Source organism: Streptomyces sp. NPDC049577 (genome assembly GCF_040675635.1).
GTDB lineage: Bacteria > Actinomycetota > Actinomycetes > Streptomycetales > Streptomycetaceae > Streptomyces.
In genome coordinates this window covers 1-21,230 of sequence record NZ_JBFAPH010000069.1, presented here as the reverse complement: position 1 = coordinate 21,230, position 21,230 = coordinate 1, and the positions used below count along the sequence as shown (strand labels likewise).

Here is a 21,230-nt window from a genome sequence, read left to right as displayed (position 1 = left end):
GCCGAGCCGTCCGCCTCGAACACACGCAGCGCGCCGCGGGAGGCGTAGGCGACGCGGCGGCCCGCCGGGTCGGGGCGCGGGTCGGCCGCCGGTCCCCGGGTGGGCAGCCGGCGGACCCGGCCGTCGGCCACGTCCACCGTCCACACCGCGCCGGCCAGCACGAACGCGGCCAGGCGGGCGGCATCGTCGGTGGCGTAGCCGGCGATCCCGGCACCCGGCTCCCCGGCGGCCTCGGCCGGGTCCACGAGCAGGCGTTCCCTGCCCGAGTCGGCGTCCAGCGCCCACAGGCAGGTCACCGGGTCATGGCCGGAGCGGCTGCGCAGGAACAGGACTGTCGTCCCGTCAGGAGTGAGGGTGAAGGACGAGGGGACGCCCAGGGTGAAGCGGCGGGTGCGGGCGAACTGGCGGGGCAGGGTGAGGGATCGCATGCGGCTCAGCGTGGCGGCCGGGGTCCCGCGCGCCCCAGAGTTTCGCCCGGGTGCGAAAGTCCGGGCCGGTTTGACTCCGCCCAGGCCCCGGCGCAGCCTGAAGAGGTCAGGCGTCTCACGGCACGGGGAAGGGAGACGGCCATGGCCGCGCACGCCGGATCGGGTCCCGGGAAGCCGCACGTCGAGACGGAGGAGCTGCGCTGGGCGATCAACATTCCCGGCCATGCTCCCCGCAGCGAGTCGAAGGAGTACGTGCGGTCCAGGAAGCGCATGCACGAGATACTGGCCACCCTCGACCATCCGTTCTACGGGCCGGAGCCGGTCGAGGACCACCACGGCGGCGGTCTGTGGCTGAAGGACGACGAGGGCTGGTTCATGGTCCGCAACCTCGCCGGCATCGAATGGTCCGCGCAGTTCTGCGCCGACCCGGCGAAGGTCGACCTCCTGCGGCGGAACGCGCGCCGCCTCTACGCGGCCTTCCCCGAGGCGGTCGAGGAGCTCGGCATCCGAGAGCTGCTGGACACCCCCATCACCGACGCCGACGGGGTGGAGCGGTGGACCGACTCGATCTGCAACGCGAGCGTTCCCCTGGCCAAGAAGGACCACAGCGCCGAGCTGCCCAAGGGCGGCGGGGTGCATCACTACCCCAGTCCCATCACCGAGATCGGTTTCTTCAAGGTCGACGACTTCGAGCTGTGGGTGGACGACGAGGAGGGGGAACCGGTCGCCGTCGCGCCGGTGGGCCGGCGGGGTTCGGGGGACGGCCGGGTGCACGTGCTCTTCGCGGCCGAGAAATCGCCGCTCCACACGGAACTGCACAAGGCGCAGGCGAAGGGCGAGGCGCTCGTGCTCACCCCGGCCAGCCCGGTGGCCCAGGCGGCCTTCGCCAAGCAGTACTGAAAGCGCGGAAGGTCCGCAGAAAAGGCCGCACGGAAAAGGCGGCACGGAAAAGCCGGCCCGTCGAGTACGACGGACCGGCCGGGGAAGTGGAGCTAAGGAGAATTGAACTCCTGACCTCCTGCATGCCATGCAGGCGCTCTACCAACTGAGCTATAGCCCCGCTGCCGCTTTGCTTTTCGCTCGCGGCGACAGGTCATACTTTACATGAACCGGCCGGTACCCCGGTCCGTGCCGTGAGTCAGGCCGGGAAGTGCCGGGCGAGCTCGTCGATGACCGCCTGCGCGGCGGGGGTCGTCCAGCGTCTGCGGTGCCGCGCCAGCCGCACCGGCACGTCGGGGAAGGGCGGGCCCGGGACGACGGCCAGACGGTCCGCGCGCAGGGCCTCCTCGACGGTGACGCGCGGCAGCAGGGTGAGGCCGAGCCCGGCCGCCACGCAGGCGCGGGCCGCCTCGATGCTGCCGAAGCGGGTGAGCCGTGGCCGGGGACCGGGAACCGACAGGAGGCGGTCGGCGAGCCGGTCGCTGTAGGAGCAGCCCTGCTCATGGAGGAAGAACGCTTCCCGCGCGAGTTCCTCCCAGGTGACGGTCCCGGTGCGGCGGGCGAAGGGGTGGCCGGGGGCGCAGACCAGGACGAGCGGTTCGTACGCGAGGTGTTCGGTGGCGATGTCCGGGACGGCGACGTCGCCCTCCAGCAGCAGCGCGACGTCGAGCCGGCCCGCGCGCAGGCCGTCCAGGGCCTCGGCGGTGCCTGTCGGCGCCAGGTCGACCTCCAGCTCCGGGTGGCGCCGGCGGAGGGCGGCGACGACGTGCGGCAGCCGTGCCGAGCACAGGGTCTCGCCCGCGCCGACCACGACCCGGCCGGCGAGCGGCCCGTCGGCGGCCGCGGCGGCGACCGCGCGCAGCCGCGACTCGGCGTCCAGCACCCGCTCGGCCTCCTCCAGCAGTCGCCGGCCGGCGTCGGTGACCGCCACGCCCCGGGGGAGCCGGTCGAAGAGCCTGGTGCCCAACTCCTTCTCCAGGGCCTGGATCTGCGCGGTGACCGTCGACTGGGCGAGGTGCAGTTCGGCGGCCGTCGCGGTGAAGCTCTCGGTTCTGGCCACGGCGGCGAAGGTGCGCAGGAGTCGGGTGTCCACGCGCCCAGCATAGAGAGATGCCATCGGCATTTCCGATGGATCAGATCGGAATCCATCGCTTGTGACGATGTGGCATCCGGGGCAGAGTGAGGGCCATGACGAACGAGACCCTCACTTCCGCATCCGTCGAGATCCTTCGCTACGCCGCCTTCACCTCCGACCCCGCCGGCGGCAATCCCGCGGGCGTCGTCCTGGACGCCGCCGGGCTCGACGACGCCGGGATGCTGGCCGTGGCCGCCGAGGTGGGCTACTCCGAGACTGCCTTCGTCACCGCCGGCGACGCGGCCTCGCGCCGCTTCCGGCTGCGGTACTTCAGCCCGCTGGCCGAGGTGGCGTTCTGCGGTCACGCCACCGTCGCGACCGCGGTGGCGCTCGCCGAGCGCCTGGGGCCCGGCGCGCTGACGTTCGACACGCCCGTGGGGGAGATCCCGGTGACGACGACCGCCGACGGGCGGGGCGCGGTCCGGGCCACCCTCACCAGCGCGCCCACGCACTCGCGGCCGGCACAGGACGCCGAACTGGACGCCGCGCTGGCCGCACTGGGCTGGGCGCGCGAGGACCTGGACCCCGCGCTGCCGCCGCACGTCGCCTTCGGCGGCAACGAGCACCTCGTCCTGGCCGCCGGTACCCGCGCCCGACTGGCCCGGCTCTCCTACGACTTCGACGCCCTGGCCGAGGTCATGCGCTCACGCGGCTGGACCACCGTGCAGCTCGTGCACCGGGAGAACGAGCGGCTCTTCCACGCCCGCGACCCCTTCCCGGTGGGCGGTGTCGTGGAGGACCCGGCCACGGGCGCGGCGGCCGCGGCCCTGGGCGGTTATCTGCGGGCCGTCGGGGAGGTCGGCCGGCCGCTGACGATCCACGTCCGTCAGGGCGAGGACATGGGCCGCCCCAGCGATCTCGTCGTCGACGTCGACCCCGCCGACGCGCGCGTACGCGTCACCGGCGGGGCCGTCTCCATGGTCTGACGGACCGGGCGCCCGGCGCGGCGTCAGCGCACGTGCCGGACGCGGAAGGGCATGCCCGCCGCCGTCAGCCGCCGGATCAGCGCGTCGCCCATCGCCGCCGCCGGCGTCACCGGTCCGGAGGTCTTCGGCAGATCGTCCAGGGCGAGGCACAGCGACGCCTCCGCGAGGATCTTCGCGGTCTCGCCGTAGCCCGGGTCGCCACCCGTGACCTCGGTGAAGACGCGCCGGCCGCCGCCCTCGCCGACGAACCGGACCTGGAACCAGCCCCGGGCGCGCTGCTGCTCGTCCGGGCCGCGGCCCGGCGCCCACAGCCTCGTCAGCAGGGAGCGGGCGGCCGGCACCTGGGCCACGGCCGCCACCGCCCCCAGCCCGACCGGGCCCGCCAGTGCCATGGGGAGCGTCTTCACCGACGCGTAGTGCCGGTAGCGGAAGTCGGGGCCGTACCGCTCCAGCGCCTCGGCCGAGCGGCGCACCACGACCGGGTCGAGCGTGGGCAGCGGCAGGGCCCAGGTGCCGGTCTCCTTGCTGAACCGCGGCGCGCCCAGCGGTGCGGCGACCCGGCGCCCGGCCGGCGGCTGCTCGTGCCGCCGCCGTTCGCGGGCCGCGGTGAGCGCCTGCCGCTGACGGCCGGCGATGGTCAGGGACGAGGCCAGCGTCCCGCCCGAGATCATCCCCCAGGCCCGTACGAAGCCGTCGACCCGCAGCGGCACGCCCTCCGGCAGCTGCTGGACCGTGAAGTAGGCCCCCAGATCGTGCGGCACCGAGTCGAAGCCGCAGGCATGCACGAGCCGGGCCCCGGTCTCCCGGGCCCGCTCCGCGTACCGCACGTACATCAGGTCGACGAACTCCGGCTCGCCGGTGAGGTCCGTGTAGTCGGTGCCGGCTTCCGCGCACGCGGCCACCAGCTGCTCGCCGTGCACGATGTAGGGACCCACGGTCGAGGCCACGACGTGCGTGGACTCGGCGAGCGCTCGCATCGCGGCCGGGTCGCCCGCGTCCGCGCACTCCAGCGCCAGCCCGGCGGCCCGTTCGGGGTCCCGCGCGGCCAGCCGCTCCCGCAGCCGCTCCAGCTTCTCCCGGCTGCGCCCGGCGAGCGCGAGCCGGCAGTCCTGCGGCGCATGCGCCAGCAGATACTCGGCGATGAGTTCCCCGACGAAGCCCGTCGCGCCGAAGAGCACGACGTCGTAGGGTCGTTCGGGCCGGTCCTGCTTGTTCATGGCACCTCCGTCTTCCGGGTCAGGTCACTCTAGTCCGCCCTCCCCCACGCCGAGATCGTGACCTGCGGGATGTCGACGAACGACGGGTCGCGCAACAGTCCGGCGAACGCGGCGAGGTCCGCTTCGGTGACGAGGCCGTCGGCGACCAGGGACGGGCCGGCCTGGGCGATGAGCGGGCCCCAGCGGTCCTTGCCGAGTCCTCCCATGCAGCCGAGGTTCCCGGTGAAGCCCACATCGGTCAGGCCGCTGCGGGAGAGCAGAGCCGGCACACCGCGCGCCCACGTCATGTCCGCGCCCCGCTCGCGGTACTTCTGCTGGTAGGCGGCCATCAGCCGGCGGACCGGCGGGAACGGAGAGGTGTCCGCGGGCAGGTGGTAGGGCTCCTCGACGACCAGCCAGCCGCCGGGAGCGAGCCAGCCCGCGGCCCTGGCGATCAGCTCGTCCCGCGCGGGCAGATGGCAGAAGAGGTAGCGGGCGTGGACGAGGTCGAAGCGGCCGGGCGCGAAGTCGTCGCCGGTGACGTCGGCTTCGCGGACCTCGAGGTTCGGGGCGCGGCCGGCGTCCAGGAACCGGGTGTCGATGTCGGCGGCGACCACGCGTCCTGCCGGGCAGCGTTCCGCGAGCCAGTAGGCGATGGAACCGGCACCCGCGCCGAGTTCCAGACAGTTCCAGTGGGCCGCGACGGGCAGGTTCTCGATCACCTGGACGGTGAACCCGTCCACGCTGCGCTGGATGGACCGCAGACGCTCCTGCTCGCCGGGGGAGTTCGCGGCTCGTTCGTCACTCATCGTGTCCCTGTTCCGTCTTCCAGCACCGCCCGGATCACGTGCCGGGCATTGCCGGCCATCGCCGGGTTGGTCGCCCGGTAGCAGGGCAGGGCGATCAGCGCCTGGGAGAGCGTCCGGGCCCGGCCGCGGTTCCAGGTGGCGTCGTCCACGCCGAGCGCGTCGCGGAAGACCTTCCGTGCCTCGGCCGGCAGCAGGTTCCACGCGGGGAACAGGTCGCAGGCCGGGTCGCCCGTCCCCGTGCACCCGAAGTCGATCACCGCGGTCAGTCTGCCCGCGTCCACCAGCAGGTTGCCGGGCATCAGATCGGCGTGCAGCCACACCGGCGGCCCGTCCCACTCCGGGGTCCGCAGCGCGTCCTCCCAGACGGCGGTCACGGCGTCGCAGTCGACGCCCTCCTCCGGTATTCCGCGCAGTTCCCCGATCGCCGCCCGGGTCGGCGCGTCGAGCGAGGAGAGCGGTCCGCCGCGGTGGGCCCGGGGCGCGCCCGGCAGGGTGACGCTCCGCATGGCCGTCACGAACCCGGCCAGGTCCGCGGCCAGAAGCAGGGGCTCGCTCGGCGCCCCCGCCTCGGGGTTCTCCCCGGGCAGCCACCGGTGGACCGACCACGGCCACGGAAACCCCTCGGCGGGTTCCCCGGCCCCGAGCACTTGGGGGACGGCCGTGGGCAACCGGGGTGCGAGGCGGGGCAGCCACTCCTGTTCCAGGGCGATGTCCGCGGCTCCGCCCCGCACCAGCGGCAGCCGTACGACCATGTCGTCGCCCAGCCGGTACATGGCGTTGACCGTGCCCCCGGACGGCAGCCGCCGCACCGGCAGCGCCGCCCATCGCGGGAACCGCCCGGCGATCAGCCGTCGTACGAGGTCGTCGTCGACGGGGTGTCGGCCGGCGTGCATCTGCCCTGCGCTCATGGGAGGCCATCCGATCGCCGGACGCGGGCGGGGGTCAAGCGTTTTTCGGTGCCGGTGGCAGGGCGGCCCCGGTGGCGGCCGGTCGTCAGCCCCGGTGGCGGCCGGTCGTCAGCCCCGGCGCGTCCGCCACCATCGCCGGGGACGGCGCATGACACGGAGGTTGTGCAGGGTCTCCGCTCTCCGGCGCGCGTCCCCGAGCCGTCCGTAGAGTTCGGCGGCCTCCGCGCACATGGCCGTCGCCTCGTCCCGGTGTCCGGCGTCGTGGAGCGCCAGGGCGAGGTTGTTCAGGGCGGCGGCCTCCGCGGCGCGGTCGGTGAAGCGGCGGCACAGGGCGAGGTCGTGGCGGAGCGCCTCGACGGCCTCGCCGGTCCGGCCGAGTTGCTGCAGCAGCATGCCCGCGTTGCCGTATGCCGCCGCCTCGTCGCTGAGCTCGCCGATCTCGCCCCACAGCGCGGCGGCGCGGAAGTGGGCTTCGGCGGCCTCCTCGGCCTTGCCGGCGGCTGTCAGGGCCCTGCCCAGCCCGTCCACGGCCTTGGCCATGGCTCGTCGGTCACCGGCCTCCTCGAAGACGCTCACCGCCTCGGTGGACGCCTCCACGGCCTCGTCGGTGCGGCCCGAGGCACACAGGACACCGCTGAGATTGTGCAGGGTCTCGGCCCGGCCGTACGGATCGTTGCCCTCCCCCAGGAGGGCCGCCGCCTCGGTGAGCGCGAGCAGCGCCTTCGCCCGCTGTCCCGTCTCCTCCAGTGTGGTGCCGAGGTTGGTCAGCGTCTGTGCCGCCCCGCGCAGGTCACCCAGTGACAGGCAGATCGCCATGTCCTGCCGGAAGGCGTCGATCGCTTCGGGGTACCGGCCCGTGGACTTCAGGGCGAGGCCCAGGTTGTTGAGGGCCGCGGACTTCTCGTAGGGGGCGTCGAGGCGGTCCCAGATCGCGAGACTGCGCCGCCCCGCGTCGATCGCCTCCTCGTGGCGCCCGGCCTCGCTGAGGGCGACGGCCAGGACGTTGCGCACCGCGGCCTCGCTGTGTTCGTCGCCGAGGCCGGCGAACCGGCCCGCTGCCCGTGTGCACAGCCGGATGGCCTCGTCGTGCCGCTTGGCCATCAGGGCGGCGCAGGCCATGTTGTTCAGCATCCGGGCCTCCTTGGCCCGGTCCCCCAGGGCTTCGGCGGCGGCGCGGCCCTGGTCGCCGGTCGCCAGGGCCTCGTCGGGGCGGTGGCCCCAGTTGATCAGGTATTCGGTCAGTGCGAAGGACAGGGAGAGGGTCGACGCCCGGCGGGAGGTCCGGGCAGCGAGGTCGACCGCGGCGACGAGGCTCGTCCGTTCCCCGTTCAGCCAGGCGAGCGCGTCCTGCTGTGTGCCGAAGCGGTTGTCCGGGTCGACGATCCGCTCCAGCGCGCGCAGATGACGGTCGGCGTGCTGGCAGGTCTCGATGTAGTGCTCCAGCAGGCGGTCGACCGCCTCCTCGCGTGCCGCGTCGCCGTCCTCCCGTACCCCGCGTTCGTCGGCGTACAGCCGGACCAGGTCGTGCAGGCGCCACCGGCCCCACACCGTCCCCGGCTCCACGAGGTGGGCCCTGGCCAGGTCCCGGAGCAGTTCCTGGGCCCGCCGGCCGGCGAGCCGGTCGGCGGTCTCGGTGGACAGGTCCGGGCCCGGTGCGAGGGGGAGCAGGCGGAAGAGCCGGGCGTGGTCCTCGTCCAGGTGCCGGTAGGACAGCTCGAAGGCCGCGCGCACGGCGCGTTCTTCGCGGGTCAGCCGGTCCAGGCGGCTGCAGGCTTCGTCGAGGTCCCGCACCAGGTCGGCGACGGGCTGCGTGGCCGTGTCGGCGAGGAGGGCGGCCGCGATGTGGAGGGCCAGCGGCAGGTGTCCGCACAGTTCCGCCAGGCGGGCGGCCTCCTCGGGGGCGTCGTCGACGCGTGTGTCGGCCGTACCCCGCGTCCGGCGCAGTACGCCCTTGACGAGGTCCACCGATGAGCGTGGCCGGAGGACGGGCAGGTCGTGGAGCCGGGCCCCCACGTCCAGGGTGTGGCGGGAGGTGGCCAGGACCCGGGTCGTGCCGTCGCCGGGCAGGAGGGGCCGGAGCTGGTCCGCGGTGGACACGTTGTCGACGACCACCAGGATCCGGCGGCCCTGTTCCGCGTAGGCCGCGAGCACCGACCGGTAGAGGGCGGCGCGCTCCTGGAGCCCGGCCGGGATGTGCTCGCCGGGGACGCCGAGCGCGTGCAGCATGCCGTGCAGGGCCTGGCCGGGAGGGACGTGGCGCGTCTCGTCGCCCGGGGAGCGCGGCTTGTCGTAGCCGAACAGGTCCCTGAACAGCACCCCACCCGGGAACCAGCCCCGCTCCACCGCGGCGTGGGCCGCCTGCAGCACCAGCTCCGTCTTGCCGACGCCGGCCAGTCCGGCCACCACGGTGACGGGGGCGGCCGTCTCCTCGGTGGCATCGGGGTCGAGGGAGTCCCGTATGCGGCGCAGTTCCTCGTCGCGGCCGGTGAAGGCCGGCGCGGCGGCCGGCAGCCCGGACAGGGCGGGGCGGATGCTCGGGGGGAGCGTCAGGCTGATCTGTCTGCCCTGGACGACGGGGCCGAAGTACACCCCGCCCGAAATCAGGTTGTTGACTGTCTCACCGGGCTGTGCGGACTCGGTCACCCGTTGCCCCCGTTCTCGCGGCCGCGTGGCCGCGTGGCCGCTGTGGACGCCGTTCGCCGGCACCGCCCATAGTGCCGCCGGTACAGCGGGAGCGGGGCCGGAGTAACCGCGTCCGGCTGTCTCGGCCTCGCCCTTGCGCTCGGCGTGGCGGCATGGGTCAGCGGACGGTGTCGCGCGCCAGTCCCCCGGCCCAGGCCAGGAGTTCGGGCTCGGCCAGGCTGGTGCCCAGCCAGTCGTGGTCGGGAACGGCTCCCGGCAGGGACGGTACGACCGCGACGCGGAGCCCGGCGGCGCGCGCGGCGGCGACGCCCGTGGCCGAGTCCTCGAAGGCGACGGACCGCTCCGGGGCCACACCGAGCGCCTCGCACGCCGTGAGGTAGAGCTCCGGTGCCGGTTTGGGGGAACGCACCTCGTCGGCGGCGAACGAGTGGCTGAAGCAGCCGGCGAGGCCGGCCGACTCCAGTGCCGTGTCGAGCAGTTCCCGGGGGCTGTTGCTGGCCACGGCGACGGGGACGGCCGCCCGGCAGGCGTGCACCAGCTCCACGGCCCCGGGGAGGGGCGCGGCGCCTCGGGAGAGCTCCTCGCGGACCCGTTCGAGGAGTTCGGCGGCGAGTTCGGCACCGTCGTCGGGGCGCCCGAGGTACTGGGCCATGGCCTTTCCGGCGGCCTCCAGGCTGCGGCCGATGACCAGGGCCTTCTGTTCGGGGCCGAAGGGGTGGCCGTGTGCCGCGAAGATGGCCGTCTCCGCGACGGTCCAGCAGGATTCGGTGTCGACCAGCAGACCGTCACAGTCGAAGACCACGGCCTCGGTGTCGCTGGGGAGCGAACGCACGGATTTTTCCTTCCGGTTGGGTTGCGGGGATGGTCCGTTCCACGGCTGTCGGCGGCCCGGCGGGCGCGCCGCCCGGTGCCTCACTGTCCGAGTGCGAGCCGGATGCCGAAGGCGGCGATGACCGTGCCGGTGACGCGGTCGAGGAGGCGGCGGGCCGAGGGCCGTTGCAGACGGCCCCGGAGCATGCGCGCGAAGGCGATCAGCGCACAGGCCCAGACGACGGCCAGGAGGATGTGCACACCGGCCAGCAGCACGCCCGGGACGAGGCGTGAGCCCCCGGCGGGGAGGAACTGCGGGAGTATCGCGACGTAGAAGGCGCCCATCTTCGGGTTGAGGAGATTGGTCACGAACCCTTGCCGCCAGCCGCCGAGCAGGCTGCCGCCGGTGCCCGCCCCGGCCCCGGTCGCGTCCCTCGCCACCCGCGGGCCCGGGCCCGGCGGGTGACACCAGGTGCCCCACAGCAACCTGCCGCCCATCCACACCAGATAAGCGGCCCCGGCCCATCGAAGGATCTCGTAGGCGAGGTGGGACACGGTCAGCAGTGCGGTCACACCGAGCGAGGTGAGCACGCCCCAGGTCAGCGTGCCGCTCTGTATGCCCAGGACCACACCCCAGGCGCGACGGCGGTGACCGAGCGCCGCGGTGCGCAGGATGAGTGCGGTATCCAGTCCGGGAGTGACCGTGAGGAGCCCCACGATGAAGGCGAACGTCCCTATCCCATTCAGGGTGATCATGAGCGATCACCCTAGGCCGGGCACCCTGGAACGTCCATGATCCTGCCCGGAATCGGGCAGGAATCGCGGTATGACGCCTGCCGGTTGGCTGTCAGCCCCCTGGCCACGCACGACAAGCAGGGCACGGCCCCGGAGATCACCGACTCGCGCTAGGAAGCGGAGTGACCCGCGGGACGGTAGGTGCACACCTGCACGCCCGTCCCGCTGGTCACGGTGGAGACCAGCTCCAGCGGGCGCAGCGCGCCGTCGTCCGGGAAGATCGACTTCCCGCCGCCGAGGAGCACCGGCACGATCATGAGCCGGAGCTCGTCGACCAGGCCCTCGCGCAGGAGGATGCGGACGAGCGTGGGGCTGCCCATGACCAGCAGGTCGCCGCCCTCGGTGCCGCGCAGCTCGCGGATGCGGGCGACGGCCTCACCGCCCGGGACGCGGGTGGTGTTGGCCCACGTCAGGTCGGGCTCGCCCAGGGTCGTGGTCACGACGTACTTGGGGATGGCGTTCATCCGGTCGGCGAACGGATCGCCGGCGCGCTCGGGCCACGCGGCGGCCATCGTCTGCCAGGTGCGGCGCCCGAACAACAGCGCGTCCGCCTTGCCCAGGGAGTCGGTGAAGGCCCCGCCCATCACCTCGGGGTCGAAGAACGCGTGCGACCAACCGCCGTGCGCGAAGCCGCCGTCGGTGTCCTCCTCGGGACCGCCCGGTGCCTGCACGACGCCGTCAAGGCTGATGAATTCACTGATCACGATGCGCACGGGACTCGCTCCTCGTTGTCGCCGGGACTGTCGCGGCACGATGCTCGCGCCGCAGGAAAAATCCTCGCACCGACCACTGACAACGGGACGCGGCGGCGCGGCAGCGGCGGCGGCGCCGGCGCCGCCGCTGCCGCCGCTGCCGCCGCGCGGAAAAAATCAATATCGCCGGCAGCCGGGACTTCCCTATCGTCCGAGCTCATGGATGACACCACCGCACCGCCGCGGCTCACCCGGCTCACCTTTCACGGCCCCCTCTCCGAGGAGCGGGCCGCCAGGATGCTCCGCCGGCTCACTGCGCAGGACGCCCGGGCCACCACCCCGGCCACCGTGCTGGACATCGGCTGCGGCTGGGGCGAGTTCATGCTCCGCTTCCTGGAGGCGGCGCCCGGCGCGACCGGCGTCGGCATCGACCTCAATGAGGACGACCTCGCCCGCGGGCGCGCCAACGCCGAGGCCCGCGGGCTGGCCGGGCGCGTCGGCTTCGTCCGGGAGTCCGTCGCCGACACCGCTCGAGGCCCCGCCGACCTCGTGCTCTGCTTCAGCGCGAGCCACGCCCTCAGCGACGCCCCGCCGCCCGAGCACACCGCCGCCGCCCTGCGGGCCCTCCGTCGCCTGGTGAACCCGGGAGGCCGGGTCCTCCTCGGCGAGGGCTTCTGGCAACGTCCGCCGAGCGAGGAGGAGTTGTCTGCCATGTGGCCGGAGGCCTCGGCCTCCGAGATGCACGACCTCGCCGGCCTCGTCGACCTCGCCGTCGCGGCGGGCTTCCGCCCGTCCTGGATCGAGACCGCGAGCCAGGAGGAATGGGAGGACTTCGAGTCCGGGTACCAGTCCGACGTCGAGGAGTGGCTCGCAGCCCACCCCGGTCATCCCCTGGCGGAGGAGACCCGCGACCGCGTGGACCGCCACCGCGCCATGTGGCTGAGGGGGTATCGGGGCGTGATGGGGCTGGCCTATCTGACGCTCGTTCCGGTGGGCTGAGCGCCGAGGCACCCGGCCGCCACCGCCTCACTCGTGGACGGCCACTCCACCGCGCGCGGACACCGCGCGCCTCGGCGAGAGTGGGAGCACACGGCCGAGCTCTGGGAGCGTGCCATGCCGGTTCTCACCCGCATCGTGGTCATCGGGGTGGGCAATCCGTTCCGGCGGGACGACGGCGTGGGGCCTGCGGTCGTCACCCGTCTGGAGCGGTACGCGCGTCGCGGGCGACTGCCCGCCGGGGTCCGGCTGGTGGGCTGCGACGGGGAGCCGGGCCGGTTGATCGGCCTGTGGCAGGGCGCCGGGCTGGCCGTCGTCGTGGACGCCGCCCACACCCGTCCCGGCCGTCCCGGCCGCGTCCACCGGCTGGACCCCGGCGGGTGCCCCGCCCCGCGGACCGGCGTGGCGAGCGGGCACGGGCTCGGCCTGGCCGAGGCGGTCGAGCTGGGCCGGGCGCTCGGCAGGATGCCGGGGCACTTGGTCGTGTACGCGGTCGAAGGCGCCGACGGTTCCCTGGGAACGGGGCTGAGCCCGGCCGTCGCCGCGGCCGTGGAACCCGTCGCGCGACGCGTCGCGGACGAGATCGCCCAGCATCTGCGCCGCGCCCGGGCCGCTGCGGGCGGGCGTGCCCTCCGCCGGCCCGCGCGTCACCCTGGAGGGTGAGGAGGCGCCCGTGCCATGACCCGTGCCCCGCAACCACCGGCCCCCGCCGCGTACGCGCTGCTCGCCGACGGGACGACCGTGCGTGTCAGGCCCGTGGCGCCGGCGGACCGTGCGGCGGTCTTCCGGCTGTACGAGCGTATGTCCCCCGAGAACCTGCGGTTGCGGTTCTTCTCCAGCGGACCTCTCGTCGCGGAGCGGGCCGCGGACGCGCTGTGCCGGGACGCCGGGCCCGGTGACCGGGCGCTGGTGGCCGAGGCGGACGGTGACGTGGTGGGGCTCGCCGAGTACCACGCGGCGCCGGACGGCGCACCGGCCACCACCGCCGAGGTCGCCCTCGCCGTGGCGGACGCGTGGCATCACCGCGGTGTCGGGACGCTCCTGCTGGAACATCTCGTCGACCTGGCGCGCGCCGGCGGGATCCGGGAGCTGATCGCCGAGGCACTGGCCGAGAACCTCCCGGTCATCAGGGTCTTCGCCGACCTCGGGCTGCCGGTGCGCCGGGTTTTCGAGGGGGCGGAGGTCCATGTCCGGGTGGCGCTGACGCCGGACGAGCAGTATCTGACGGCCCTCGACACCCGCGGGCGCACCGCCGACGTCGCCAGTCTGCGGCCGCTGCTGCGGCCCCGGTCGGTCGCCGTCGTGGGCGCGGGCCACCGCCCGGGGTCGGTGGGCCGGGCGATCCTGCGCAACCTGCGGGGCCGCGGCTTCGCCGGCCCGCTGTACGTCGTCAACCCGCACGGGCCGGCGCTCGACGGCCTGCCCTGTCACCCCTCGGTCGCCGACCTGCCGGAGGTGCCCGAGCTGGCGGTCCTGGCCGTTCCGGCCCCCGCCGTGCCGGCCGTCGCGGAGGGATGCGGCGTGCGCGGGGTACGGGCGCTGCTGGTGGTCACTTCCGGGCTCGACCAGGCGCAGGCCACCGCGTTGCGGGCCGCCTGCCGCCGGCACGGCATGCGGATGGCCGGCCCCAACTGCCTGGGCCTGGCCAACACGGAGAAGGACGTCCAGCTGGACGCCACGTTCGCCGCAGGCTTCCCCCTCCCCGGAACGGCAGGCGTCGCGACGCAGTCCGGCGGCGTGGGCATCGCCCTGCTGGACGGGCTGTCCCGGCTGGGCATCGGTGTGTCGACATTCGTCTCGCTCGGCGACAAGTACGACGTCAGCGGCAACGACCTGTTGCAGTGGTGGGAGGAGGACGGGCGCACCGATCTTGCGGTGCTGCACCTGGAGTCGTTCGGCAATCCCCGCGCGTTCTCCCGCACCGCCCGCAGGGTGAGCAGACGCATGCCGGTCCTGACGGTCGATGCCGGGCGGTCGGAGGCCGGGCGCCGGGCCGCGGCCTCGCACACCGCTGCTGCCGCGACCCGCACGATGACCCGGCAGGCGCTCTTCCATCAGGCGGGCGTCATCGCCACCCGGTCGATCGGTGAGTTGCTGGACACGACCGCTCTGCTGCACAGTCAGCCGCTGCCGGCGGGCGACCGGGTCGTGGTGGTCGGCAACGCGGGCGGCGTGGGGGTGCTCGCCGCCGACGCCTGCAGCGAGGCGGGACTCGACGTCCGGCCGCTGGAGCCGGCTCTCGCGGCGGAGCTCGCGGCCGTGCTGCCGCCGGGCGCGGCCGTCGGCAACCCGGTCGACACCACCGCTGCCGTCTCGGAGGAACAGCTGCGCACCTGCCTGTCCCTGCTGGCGGCCCGCCGCGACGTTCACGCCGTGCTCGGCGTGCTGGTGCCCACGGCGCTCGCCGCCGCCACCGGCGACGACCCGGTGCGGGCCTTCACCCATGCCCCGGAACGGCCGCCGTGCACGACCGCGCTCGTCCTGGTGGACCGGCCGACGCGCATCGCGCTGCTGCCGGTCGGCCGCGGCGGCGCCCTCCCGGCGTACGCGGACCCGCAGGACGCCGCCCGCGCGCTGTCGTACGCCGTCACCCATGCCCGGTGGCGGAACCGGCCGCAGAGCGTGCCCCCGGAGCCGCCCGGCATCGACACCGAAGGCGCCCGGGCGGACGTGGCCGAGTGGCTGGCCGACCGGCCGGAGGGCGGCTGGCTGGACCCCGTGCGATGCGCGCGCCTCCTCGACCGCTACGGCATCCCGCAGGTCGCCTGGGAGTGGGTGTGCGACGAGGAGACGGCCGCGGCGGCGGCCGCGCGCCTGGCCGGCCCCGGCGGGCGGGTCGTGCTCAAGGCCCACTGGCCCGGCCTCGTGCACAAGACCCGCCAGGGCGCTGTCCGCCTCGACCTGCAGGGCGAGGACCGGGTACGCGCCGCCTACCAGGACCTGGCCTCGCGGTTCGGCGGCCGGCTCTCCGGCGTCGTCGTGCAGCCACAGGCGCCCCACGTCCTGGAGCTGGTGGCCGGTGTCGTCCAGGACGAGGTCTTCGGCCCGCTCGTGCTCTTCGGGCAGGGCGGCACCGCCACCGACGTCCTGGCCGACCACGCCGCCCGGCTCGCCCCGCTCACCACCTCCGACGTCGACGACCTGATCGCCACACCCCGCTGTTCCGCACTCCTGTCGGCTCCCGGTGGCGCCCCCGTCGACCTCGGCTCCCTCGAACGCCTGCTGCTGTGCGTGTCCCGGATGGCCGGTGACCTGCCCCAGCTGGCCGAGGCCGACCTGAACCCCGTGGTGCCCTGCCCGGACGGCGTCATGGCACTGGACGCCCGCATCCGCCTGGAGCCCCGGCAGGCGTACGACCCGTACCTGCGGCGCCTGCGCTGACGGGCCGGCCCGCGCAACCGAAAGGACACCTCACCATGAGCGCACTCACCTACGCCGGCAGGACGTTCAGGTTCAGCGTCGACAACGGCGTCGTCTTCCACAACACCTACTCCGCCGACGGCACCGCACTGCACTACGAGACCGTCGCCGGACCGGCCGAGGGCACCGCCGAGGACGTCCGGCTGCACGCCGCCGAGGTCGCGCCCGGCGTCTTCCTGGTGGGCTGGACGGAGGCCTCCGGCATGACCGTCACCCACGCGATGAACCTCAATGCCGGCACCGTCCACGCCTTCTGGACCTACGAGACCCCGGACGGCCGGGTCGGCGAACTGCACACCGGCACCCTCGAAGAGATCTGACCCCCCCTGCCGGCACGCTCGGCGTGCGGCGCGCCGCACGTGTGGTCAGGCTGGAGAGGATCACCTCCGAACACGGGCAGGAGACGTCATGGCCTCCGCGACGGTACCGCCGACCGCCGGCGACACGGCCTGCGTGCTCGACCGCGAAGGCATCGGTGCGCTCGTGCGTGAGCTGCGCGCACGCGGCCGTACGGTGATCGGTCCGACCGTGCGGGACGACGCCATCGTGCTCGCCGAGCTGGAGTCGGCGGACGGGCTGCCCTACGGCTGGGGGGTGGAGCACGAGGCCGGCTACTACCGCGTCAAGCGCCGCACCGACGGGGCGGCCTTCGCCCACAGTGCCGGGCCGCAGTCCTGGAAGTACTACCTCCATCCCGAGCGGGCCCGGCAGTGGACCGCCGACCGCGGCCCCGACGGGGAGATGACGGTACGTCCCGAACATCCCGAGCCCGTGTCGTTCGCGTTCCTGGGCGTACGCCCCTGTGACCTGCGGGCCATCCAGATCCAGGACCGCGTCATGATCGGCGGCCCGCACCGGGACGCCACCTACGGCGCGCGCCGCGGCGGCGCCTTCCTGATCGTGGTGGAGTGCACGGAACCGGGTGCCACCTGCTTCTGCGTCTCCATGGACACCGGCCCGGCGGCGCGCCCCGGCTACGACCTCGCGCTGACCGAGGTGGTGGACGCCGCCGGGCACCGGTTCCTGGCCCGTGCGGGTACCGAGGAGGGCGCGGAGGTCCTGGCGGCCCTGCCACGGCGGCCCGCCGACGACCTCACGCGGACGCGCGCCCGCGAGGGCGTCGAGGCCGCCGCCGGCCGGATGGGTCGCACCATGCCGGAGGTAGACCTGCGCGCGATGCTCGCCGGCACACTGGAGGCCGAGCGCTGGGACGACGTCGCCGCCCGCTGTCTGACCTGCGGCAACTGCACCATGGCCTGCCCCACCTGCTTCTGCACCACCACCGAGGACGTCACCGACCTCACCGGCGACCACGCCGAGCGCTGGCGGCGCTGGGAGTCCTGCTACGACCTGGACTTCACCCACCTGCCCGGCGGCTCCGTCCGCAGCAGCGGGCGCAGCCGCTACCGCCAGTGGCTCACCCACAAACTGGGCACCTGGTGGGACCAGTTCGACAGCTCCGGCTGCGTGGGGTGCGGCCGGTGCATCGTCTGGTGCCCGGTCGGCATCGACATCACGGAAGAGGCCCACGCCCTGCACCGGGAGAGCCTCGACGGCCGGGCCGGGAGAAAGGACCGGGCGCCGTGAAGCGCACCGGTGTACTGGCCGCCATTCCCGAGCAACCCCGGGAGCGGTTGCTGGCGCTGAGCCGCGAGGTGTCGTTCGACGCGGGCACGCGCCTCTTCGAGGAGGGCGGCAGGGCCGACCGCTTCTGGATCGTCCGCAGCGGCAACGTCGCCCTCGACATCCACGTACCAGGACGGCGGGCCGCGGCCGTCGAGACCCTCGGCCCCGGGCGGATGGTGGGCTGGTCCTGGCTGTGCCCGCCCCACCGGTGGCACCTGGGGGCGGAGGCCATGAGCCCCGTGCGCGCCTGGGAGTTCGACGCGGCGCAGGTGCTCGAACTCTGCGAACGCGACCACGAGCTCGACCACGCCCTCCTCATGTACGTCGTCGAGGTCATCGGCCGCCGACTGCGCGCCGCCCGCACCCGGCTGCTCGACCTCTACGGCCCCTACGGAAGCGGGTCACCGGGGTGACCTCCGTCCCGCTCCCCTACCGGGTGACGGCCAACCGGGCCGAGACCGCCGACACCCGCACGCTCGAGCTGCGACCGGCCGGGGAAGCCTTGCCGGCCTTCACCCCGGGCCAGTTCGCGATGCTCTATGCCTTCGGCGTGGGCGATATCCCCGTGTCCGTCGCCGGGCTCGACGGCGGGGTGCTCACCCACACGATCCGGGGCGTGGGCGCCACCTCGCGCGCCCTGTGCGCCATGCGTCCCGGCACACAGATCGGCGTGCGCGGCCCGTTCGGCACCGGCTGGGACCTGCCGTCCGCCGCCGGGCGCGACCTCCTCGTCGTGGCGGGAGGCATCGGCCTGGCCCCGCTACGGCCCCTCGTACGGGAGGTGCTGTCCTCTCCCGGCGAGTACGGTCGCCTGAACGTCCTGGTCGGCGCCCGCACGCCCGAGGACCTCCTCTACGGATCCGAACCGGCGGGCTGGGGCCGCCCCTACTGCGGCGTGACCGTGGACCGGGCCGGCCCGGGGTGGACCGGAAACATCGGGGTCGTGACCAGCCTGCTGGAGCAGGCGGCGTTCACCCCGCACGAGACCACCGCCTTCGTCTGCGGCCCCGAGGTCATGATCCGCGCCACGGCCCGCGATCTGCTGGACCGCGGTGTACCGGTCCACCACATCCGCATTTCCCTCGAACGCAATATGCACTGCGCCACCGGGCACTGCGGCCACTGCCAGCTCGGGCCGCTGCTGCTGTGCCGGGACGGGCCCGTCGTCGGGTACGACCGGGCCGAGCCGCTCCTGACCGTCCGGGAGCTGTGAGATGACCACGACCGACGACCGTGCCCGGCCCCGGCTGGGCGTGTTCAAGTTCGCCTCCTGCGACGGCTGCCAGCTGACACTGCTGGACTGCGAGGAGGAACTGCTGCCGCTGGCGGCCGAAATGGAGATCGCCCACTTCGCCGAGGCGTCCAGCGACATCCGGCCGGGCCCGTACGACCTGTCGCTCGTCGAGGGTTCCGTCTCCACCCCGGAGCACCTCGAACGCATCCGGCGCATCCGCGCCGAGTCCCGGTATCTGGTGACCATCGGCGCCTGCGCGACGGCCGGCGGCGTCCAGGCCTTGCGCAATTACGCCGATGCGGCCGAGTTCGCCGCCGCCGTCTACGCCAGGCCCGAGTACATCGAGACGCTCGCCACCTCCACCCCCATCGAGGCCCATGTCCCCGTCGACCTGGAACTGCGCGGCTGCCCCATCGACCGCGGCCAGCTCATCGAGGTCATCACCGCGTTCCTGACCGGCCGGCGCCCCGACCTTCCCAACCACAGCGTGTGCTTCGCGTGCAAACGACGCGGTACTCCCTGCCTGCCCGTCTCACGCGGTATCCCCTGCCTCGGCCCGGCGACGCACGCCGGGTGCGGGGCACTGTGCCCGGCGTACGGGCGAGGCTGCTACGGCTGCTTCGGCCCGTCCGGCTCCACCAACATGCCCGCCATGATCCCACTGCTGCGCAGCGACGGCATGAGCGACGACGACGTCCTCCGCCTCCTGCACACCTTCAACGTGGGTGACTTCGCCGCCATCGAGCCGGAGCCGGAGGACGAGGTGGAGCCCGGCATCGGACGGCCGGGAGGGTCACCGTGACAGACGGCCGGGAGCGGGAACTGCGGCTCGGCGCGGTGGCCCGCGTCGAGGGCGAGACGGCGCTGCGGCTGCGCATCGGGGACGCCGGCACCGTCGGCGAGGCCGAGCTCCGCATCTACGAGCCACCGCGCTTCTTCGAAGCGTTCCTGCGTGGCCGCCGGCACACCGAACCGCCCGACCTCACCTCCCGTGTGTGCGGCATCTGCCCGATCGCCTACCAGACCAGCGCCTGCCGGGCGATCGAGGACGCCTGCGGCATCACCGTCGACGGAAGGCTTGCCGCGCTGCGGCGGCTCATCTACTGCGGGGAGTGGATCGAGAGCCACACCCTGCACATCCATCTGCTCCATGCACCCGACTTCCTCGGCTGCGACAACGCCATCGAGCTCTCCCGCGCCCACCGCACGGCAGTCGAACGCGGCCTTCGGCTGAAGCAGGCCGGCAACACCGTCGTCGAAGTCCTCGGCGGCCGCGCCATCCACCCCGTCAACATGCGCGTCGGCGGCTTCCACCGCACACCGGCCCACGCCGAACTGCGGCCGCTGGCCGAGCGCCTGCGCCAGGCCCACGACGACGCACTCGCCACCGTCGCCTGGGTGGCCGGCTTCGACTTCCCCGACGCCGAGTGCGACGCCGACCTGCTCGCCCTCGCCGCGCCGGACACCTACGCCATCGAGACCGGCACCCCCGCCGTCCTTCCCCACGCCGCCGGGCAGGCCACTCGGGCGTTCCCCCTGGCCGACTTCACCACCCGCGTCGTCGAGGAACAGGTCCCCTACTCCACCGCCCTCCAGGCCCGGCTCGACGGCAGGCGCCATCTGACCGGCGCCCTCGCCCGCTACGCGATCAGCGGCCACCTGCTCCCGCCGACCGTCCGGCAGGCGGCGCGCTCGGCGGGGCTGCCCGACCCCGCCTCCGGTGCCGTCTGCCGCAATCCCTTTCGCAGCATCGTCGTACGCGCCGTGGAAGTCCTCTACGCCGTGGAAGAGGCGCTGCGCCTGATCGACACCTACGAACCCCCACCGCGCCCCGCTGTGGACGTCCCCCCGAGGCCCGGCACGGGCCACGGCGCCACCGAGGCCCCGCGCGGCACCCTCTACCACCGCTACGCCCTCGATGCCGAAGGGCTCGTCACGGACGCCTGCCTGATCCCGCCCACCTCCCAGAACCAGGGCGCCGTCGAAGAGGACCTGCGCCGCATCGTCGAGGACCGGCTGCGACGCGGTGACGCCACGGACGCCGAACTGACCCGGCTGTGCGAACGCGCCATCCGCAACCACGACCCCTGCATCTCCTGCTCCGCGCACTTCCTCGACCTGACCGTCGAAACCGGGTGAAGGAGGCGGTCCCCTTGGTGCGACCGGTTGTCGCGGGCGTGGACGGCTCCGAGGAGAGCCTGGCCGCCGCCGACTGGGCGGCGCGGGAGGCAGAGACGCGCGGCGTACCGCTGCGCGTCGTGCACGCGCTGGAGTGGAGGACGGGCAATGTGCAGTTCTCCCCCGGCGTCTCGGCGCAGCGCGAGTGGGCGCAGAGCCGGATCGAGGAGGTCCGGCAGGCGATGGCGGAGGCTCGTCCGCGCCTCGGGCTCACCGTGGAGGAGGTCGACGAGCTGCCGGCGAAGGCCCTGCTCGATGCCGCCCGGGAGGCGGAGCTGCTGGTGCTGGGATCGCGGGGCTTCGGTGGCTTCGAGGGCTGGCTGCTGGGCTCGGTGAGCCTGGCGGTGCTCGCCCATGCGGCCGTGCCCGTGGTGCTGGTCCGTGCGCGAGAACAGGAGGGTGCCGGTCCGGTCGTGGTGGGGATCGGACGGGACGGCTCTCCTGAGCCCTTGCTGGACTTCGCCTTCGCCGCCGCGGCGGCCCGCGGGGCCGTTC

At 74.0% G+C, this 21,230-nt stretch carries 20 protein-coding genes, 1 tRNA gene and 1 pseudogene; 12 read left to right on the top strand and 10 right to left on the bottom strand.

The features are described from left to right. Positions 1-428: pseudogene (locus tag AB0K09_RS11155) on the bottom strand (S9 family peptidase); the annotation flags it as partial. 141 nt (positions 429-569) lie between these two features. Between AB0K09_RS11155 and AB0K09_RS11150 the strand changes: the two are divergent. Next, positions 570-1,328, top strand: a complete 759-nt coding sequence (locus AB0K09_RS11150; RefSeq protein WP_366065047.1) for a DUF6424 family protein — start codon at positions 570-572, stop codon at positions 1,326-1,328. An 87-nt stretch (positions 1,329-1,415) separates the two neighbouring features. On the opposite strand, the gene AB0K09_RS11145 is transcribed toward AB0K09_RS11150, so the two are convergent. After that, a tRNA-Ala gene (locus tag AB0K09_RS11145) sits at positions 1,416-1,488 on the bottom strand. Between the two features lie 78 nt (positions 1,489-1,566). Then, positions 1,567-2,460, bottom strand: coding sequence for a LysR family transcriptional regulator (locus AB0K09_RS11140; RefSeq protein WP_366065046.1), 894 nt, complete (start codon positions 2,458-2,460; stop codon positions 1,567-1,569). A 95-nt stretch (positions 2,461-2,555) separates the two neighbouring features. Here AB0K09_RS11140 and AB0K09_RS11135 point away from each other — a divergent pair, with 95 nt between their 5' ends. Next, complete coding sequence (locus AB0K09_RS11135; protein WP_366065045.1) at positions 2,556-3,428, top strand: PhzF family phenazine biosynthesis isomerase; 873 nt, start codon at positions 2,556-2,558, stop codon at positions 3,426-3,428. A gap of 23 nt (positions 3,429-3,451) precedes the next feature. On the opposite strand, the gene AB0K09_RS11130 is transcribed toward AB0K09_RS11135, so the two are convergent. From AB0K09_RS11130 to AB0K09_RS11100, 7 genes are all read right to left on the bottom strand, one after another. Then, on the bottom strand, positions 3,452-4,645 hold the full coding sequence (locus AB0K09_RS11130; protein WP_366065044.1) for a saccharopine dehydrogenase NADP-binding domain-containing protein: 1,194 nt from the start codon (positions 4,643-4,645) through the stop codon (positions 3,452-3,454). A gap of 29 nt (positions 4,646-4,674) precedes the next feature. After that, positions 4,675-5,433, bottom strand: coding sequence for a class I SAM-dependent methyltransferase (locus AB0K09_RS11125; protein WP_366065043.1), 759 nt, complete (start codon positions 5,431-5,433; stop codon positions 4,675-4,677). Then, positions 5,430-6,341, bottom strand: coding sequence for an aminoglycoside phosphotransferase family protein (locus AB0K09_RS11120; RefSeq protein ID WP_366065042.1), 912 nt, complete (start codon positions 6,339-6,341; stop codon positions 5,430-5,432). The genes AB0K09_RS11125 and AB0K09_RS11120 overlap by 4 nt, the downstream gene beginning before the upstream one ends. Positions 6,342-6,449: 108 nt before the next feature. Beyond that, entirely contained in the window at positions 6,450-8,984 is a 2,535-nt protein-coding gene (locus AB0K09_RS11115) for a tetratricopeptide repeat protein (protein ID WP_366065041.1), read from the bottom strand. A gap of 157 nt (positions 8,985-9,141) precedes the next feature. Further along, positions 9,142-9,816 carry an HAD family phosphatase gene (locus AB0K09_RS11110; protein WP_366065040.1) on the bottom strand — a complete coding sequence of 225 codons (675 nt, stop codon included), beginning with the start codon at positions 9,814-9,816 and terminating at the stop codon, positions 9,142-9,144. Positions 9,817-9,896: 80 nt separating this feature from the next. Next, entirely contained in the window at positions 9,897-10,550 is a 654-nt protein-coding gene (locus AB0K09_RS11105; protein WP_366065039.1) for a LysE family translocator, read from the bottom strand. A gap of 149 nt (positions 10,551-10,699) precedes the next feature. Next, entirely contained in the window at positions 10,700-11,302 is a 603-nt protein-coding gene (locus AB0K09_RS11100; RefSeq protein ID WP_366065038.1) for a dihydrofolate reductase family protein, read from the bottom strand. A gap of 198 nt (positions 11,303-11,500) precedes the next feature. On the opposite strand from AB0K09_RS11100, the gene AB0K09_RS11095 reads away from it, so the two are divergent. The 10 genes from AB0K09_RS11095 to AB0K09_RS11050 all read left to right on the top strand — a co-directional run. Beyond that, positions 11,501-12,280, top strand: a complete 780-nt coding sequence (locus AB0K09_RS11095; RefSeq protein WP_366065037.1) for a class I SAM-dependent methyltransferase — start codon at positions 11,501-11,503, stop codon at positions 12,278-12,280. Between the two features lie 114 nt (positions 12,281-12,394). Then, positions 12,395-12,940, top strand: coding sequence for a hydrogenase maturation protease (locus AB0K09_RS11090; protein ID WP_366065036.1), 546 nt, complete (start codon positions 12,395-12,397; stop codon positions 12,938-12,940). 15 nt (positions 12,941-12,955) lie between these two features. Further along, entirely contained in the window at positions 12,956-15,658 is a 2,703-nt protein-coding gene (locus AB0K09_RS11085; RefSeq protein ID WP_366065035.1) for a GNAT family N-acetyltransferase, read from the top strand. A 35-nt stretch (positions 15,659-15,693) separates the two neighbouring features. Then, the gene (locus tag AB0K09_RS11080) at positions 15,694-16,017 is read left to right on the top strand and encodes a hypothetical protein (protein WP_366065034.1); all 324 of its coding nucleotides are present in this window, start codon (positions 15,694-15,696) and stop codon (positions 16,015-16,017) included. 88 nt (positions 16,018-16,105) lie between these two features. Further along, complete coding sequence (locus tag AB0K09_RS11075) at positions 16,106-17,284, top strand: 4Fe-4S dicluster domain-containing protein (protein ID WP_366065033.1); 1,179 nt, start codon at positions 16,106-16,108, stop codon at positions 17,282-17,284. Continuing rightward, positions 17,281-17,736 (top strand): cyclic nucleotide-binding domain-containing protein, encoded by a 456-nt coding sequence (locus AB0K09_RS11070; protein WP_366065032.1) that lies wholly within the window; start codon positions 17,281-17,283, stop codon positions 17,734-17,736. Before AB0K09_RS11075 ends, AB0K09_RS11070 begins: the two co-directional genes overlap by 4 nt. Continuing rightward, a complete protein-coding gene (locus AB0K09_RS11065) occupies positions 17,733-18,536 on the top strand; it encodes an FAD/NAD(P)-binding protein (protein ID WP_366065031.1) in 804 nt (267 codons plus the stop codon). Before AB0K09_RS11070 ends, AB0K09_RS11065 begins: the two co-directional genes overlap by 4 nt. 1 nt (position 18,537) lies before the next feature. Further along, positions 18,538-19,359 (top strand): oxidoreductase, encoded by an 822-nt coding sequence (locus AB0K09_RS11060; RefSeq protein WP_366065030.1) that lies wholly within the window; start codon positions 18,538-18,540, stop codon positions 19,357-19,359. Continuing rightward, on the top strand, positions 19,356-20,696 hold the full coding sequence (locus AB0K09_RS11055) for a nickel-dependent hydrogenase large subunit (RefSeq protein ID WP_366065029.1): 1,341 nt from the start codon (positions 19,356-19,358) through the stop codon (positions 20,694-20,696). The genes AB0K09_RS11060 and AB0K09_RS11055 overlap by 4 nt, the downstream gene beginning before the upstream one ends. A gap of 17 nt (positions 20,697-20,713) precedes the next feature. Then, a partial coding sequence (locus AB0K09_RS11050) for a universal stress protein (RefSeq protein ID WP_366065028.1) occupies positions 20,714-21,230 on the top strand: 517 nt, incomplete at its 3' end.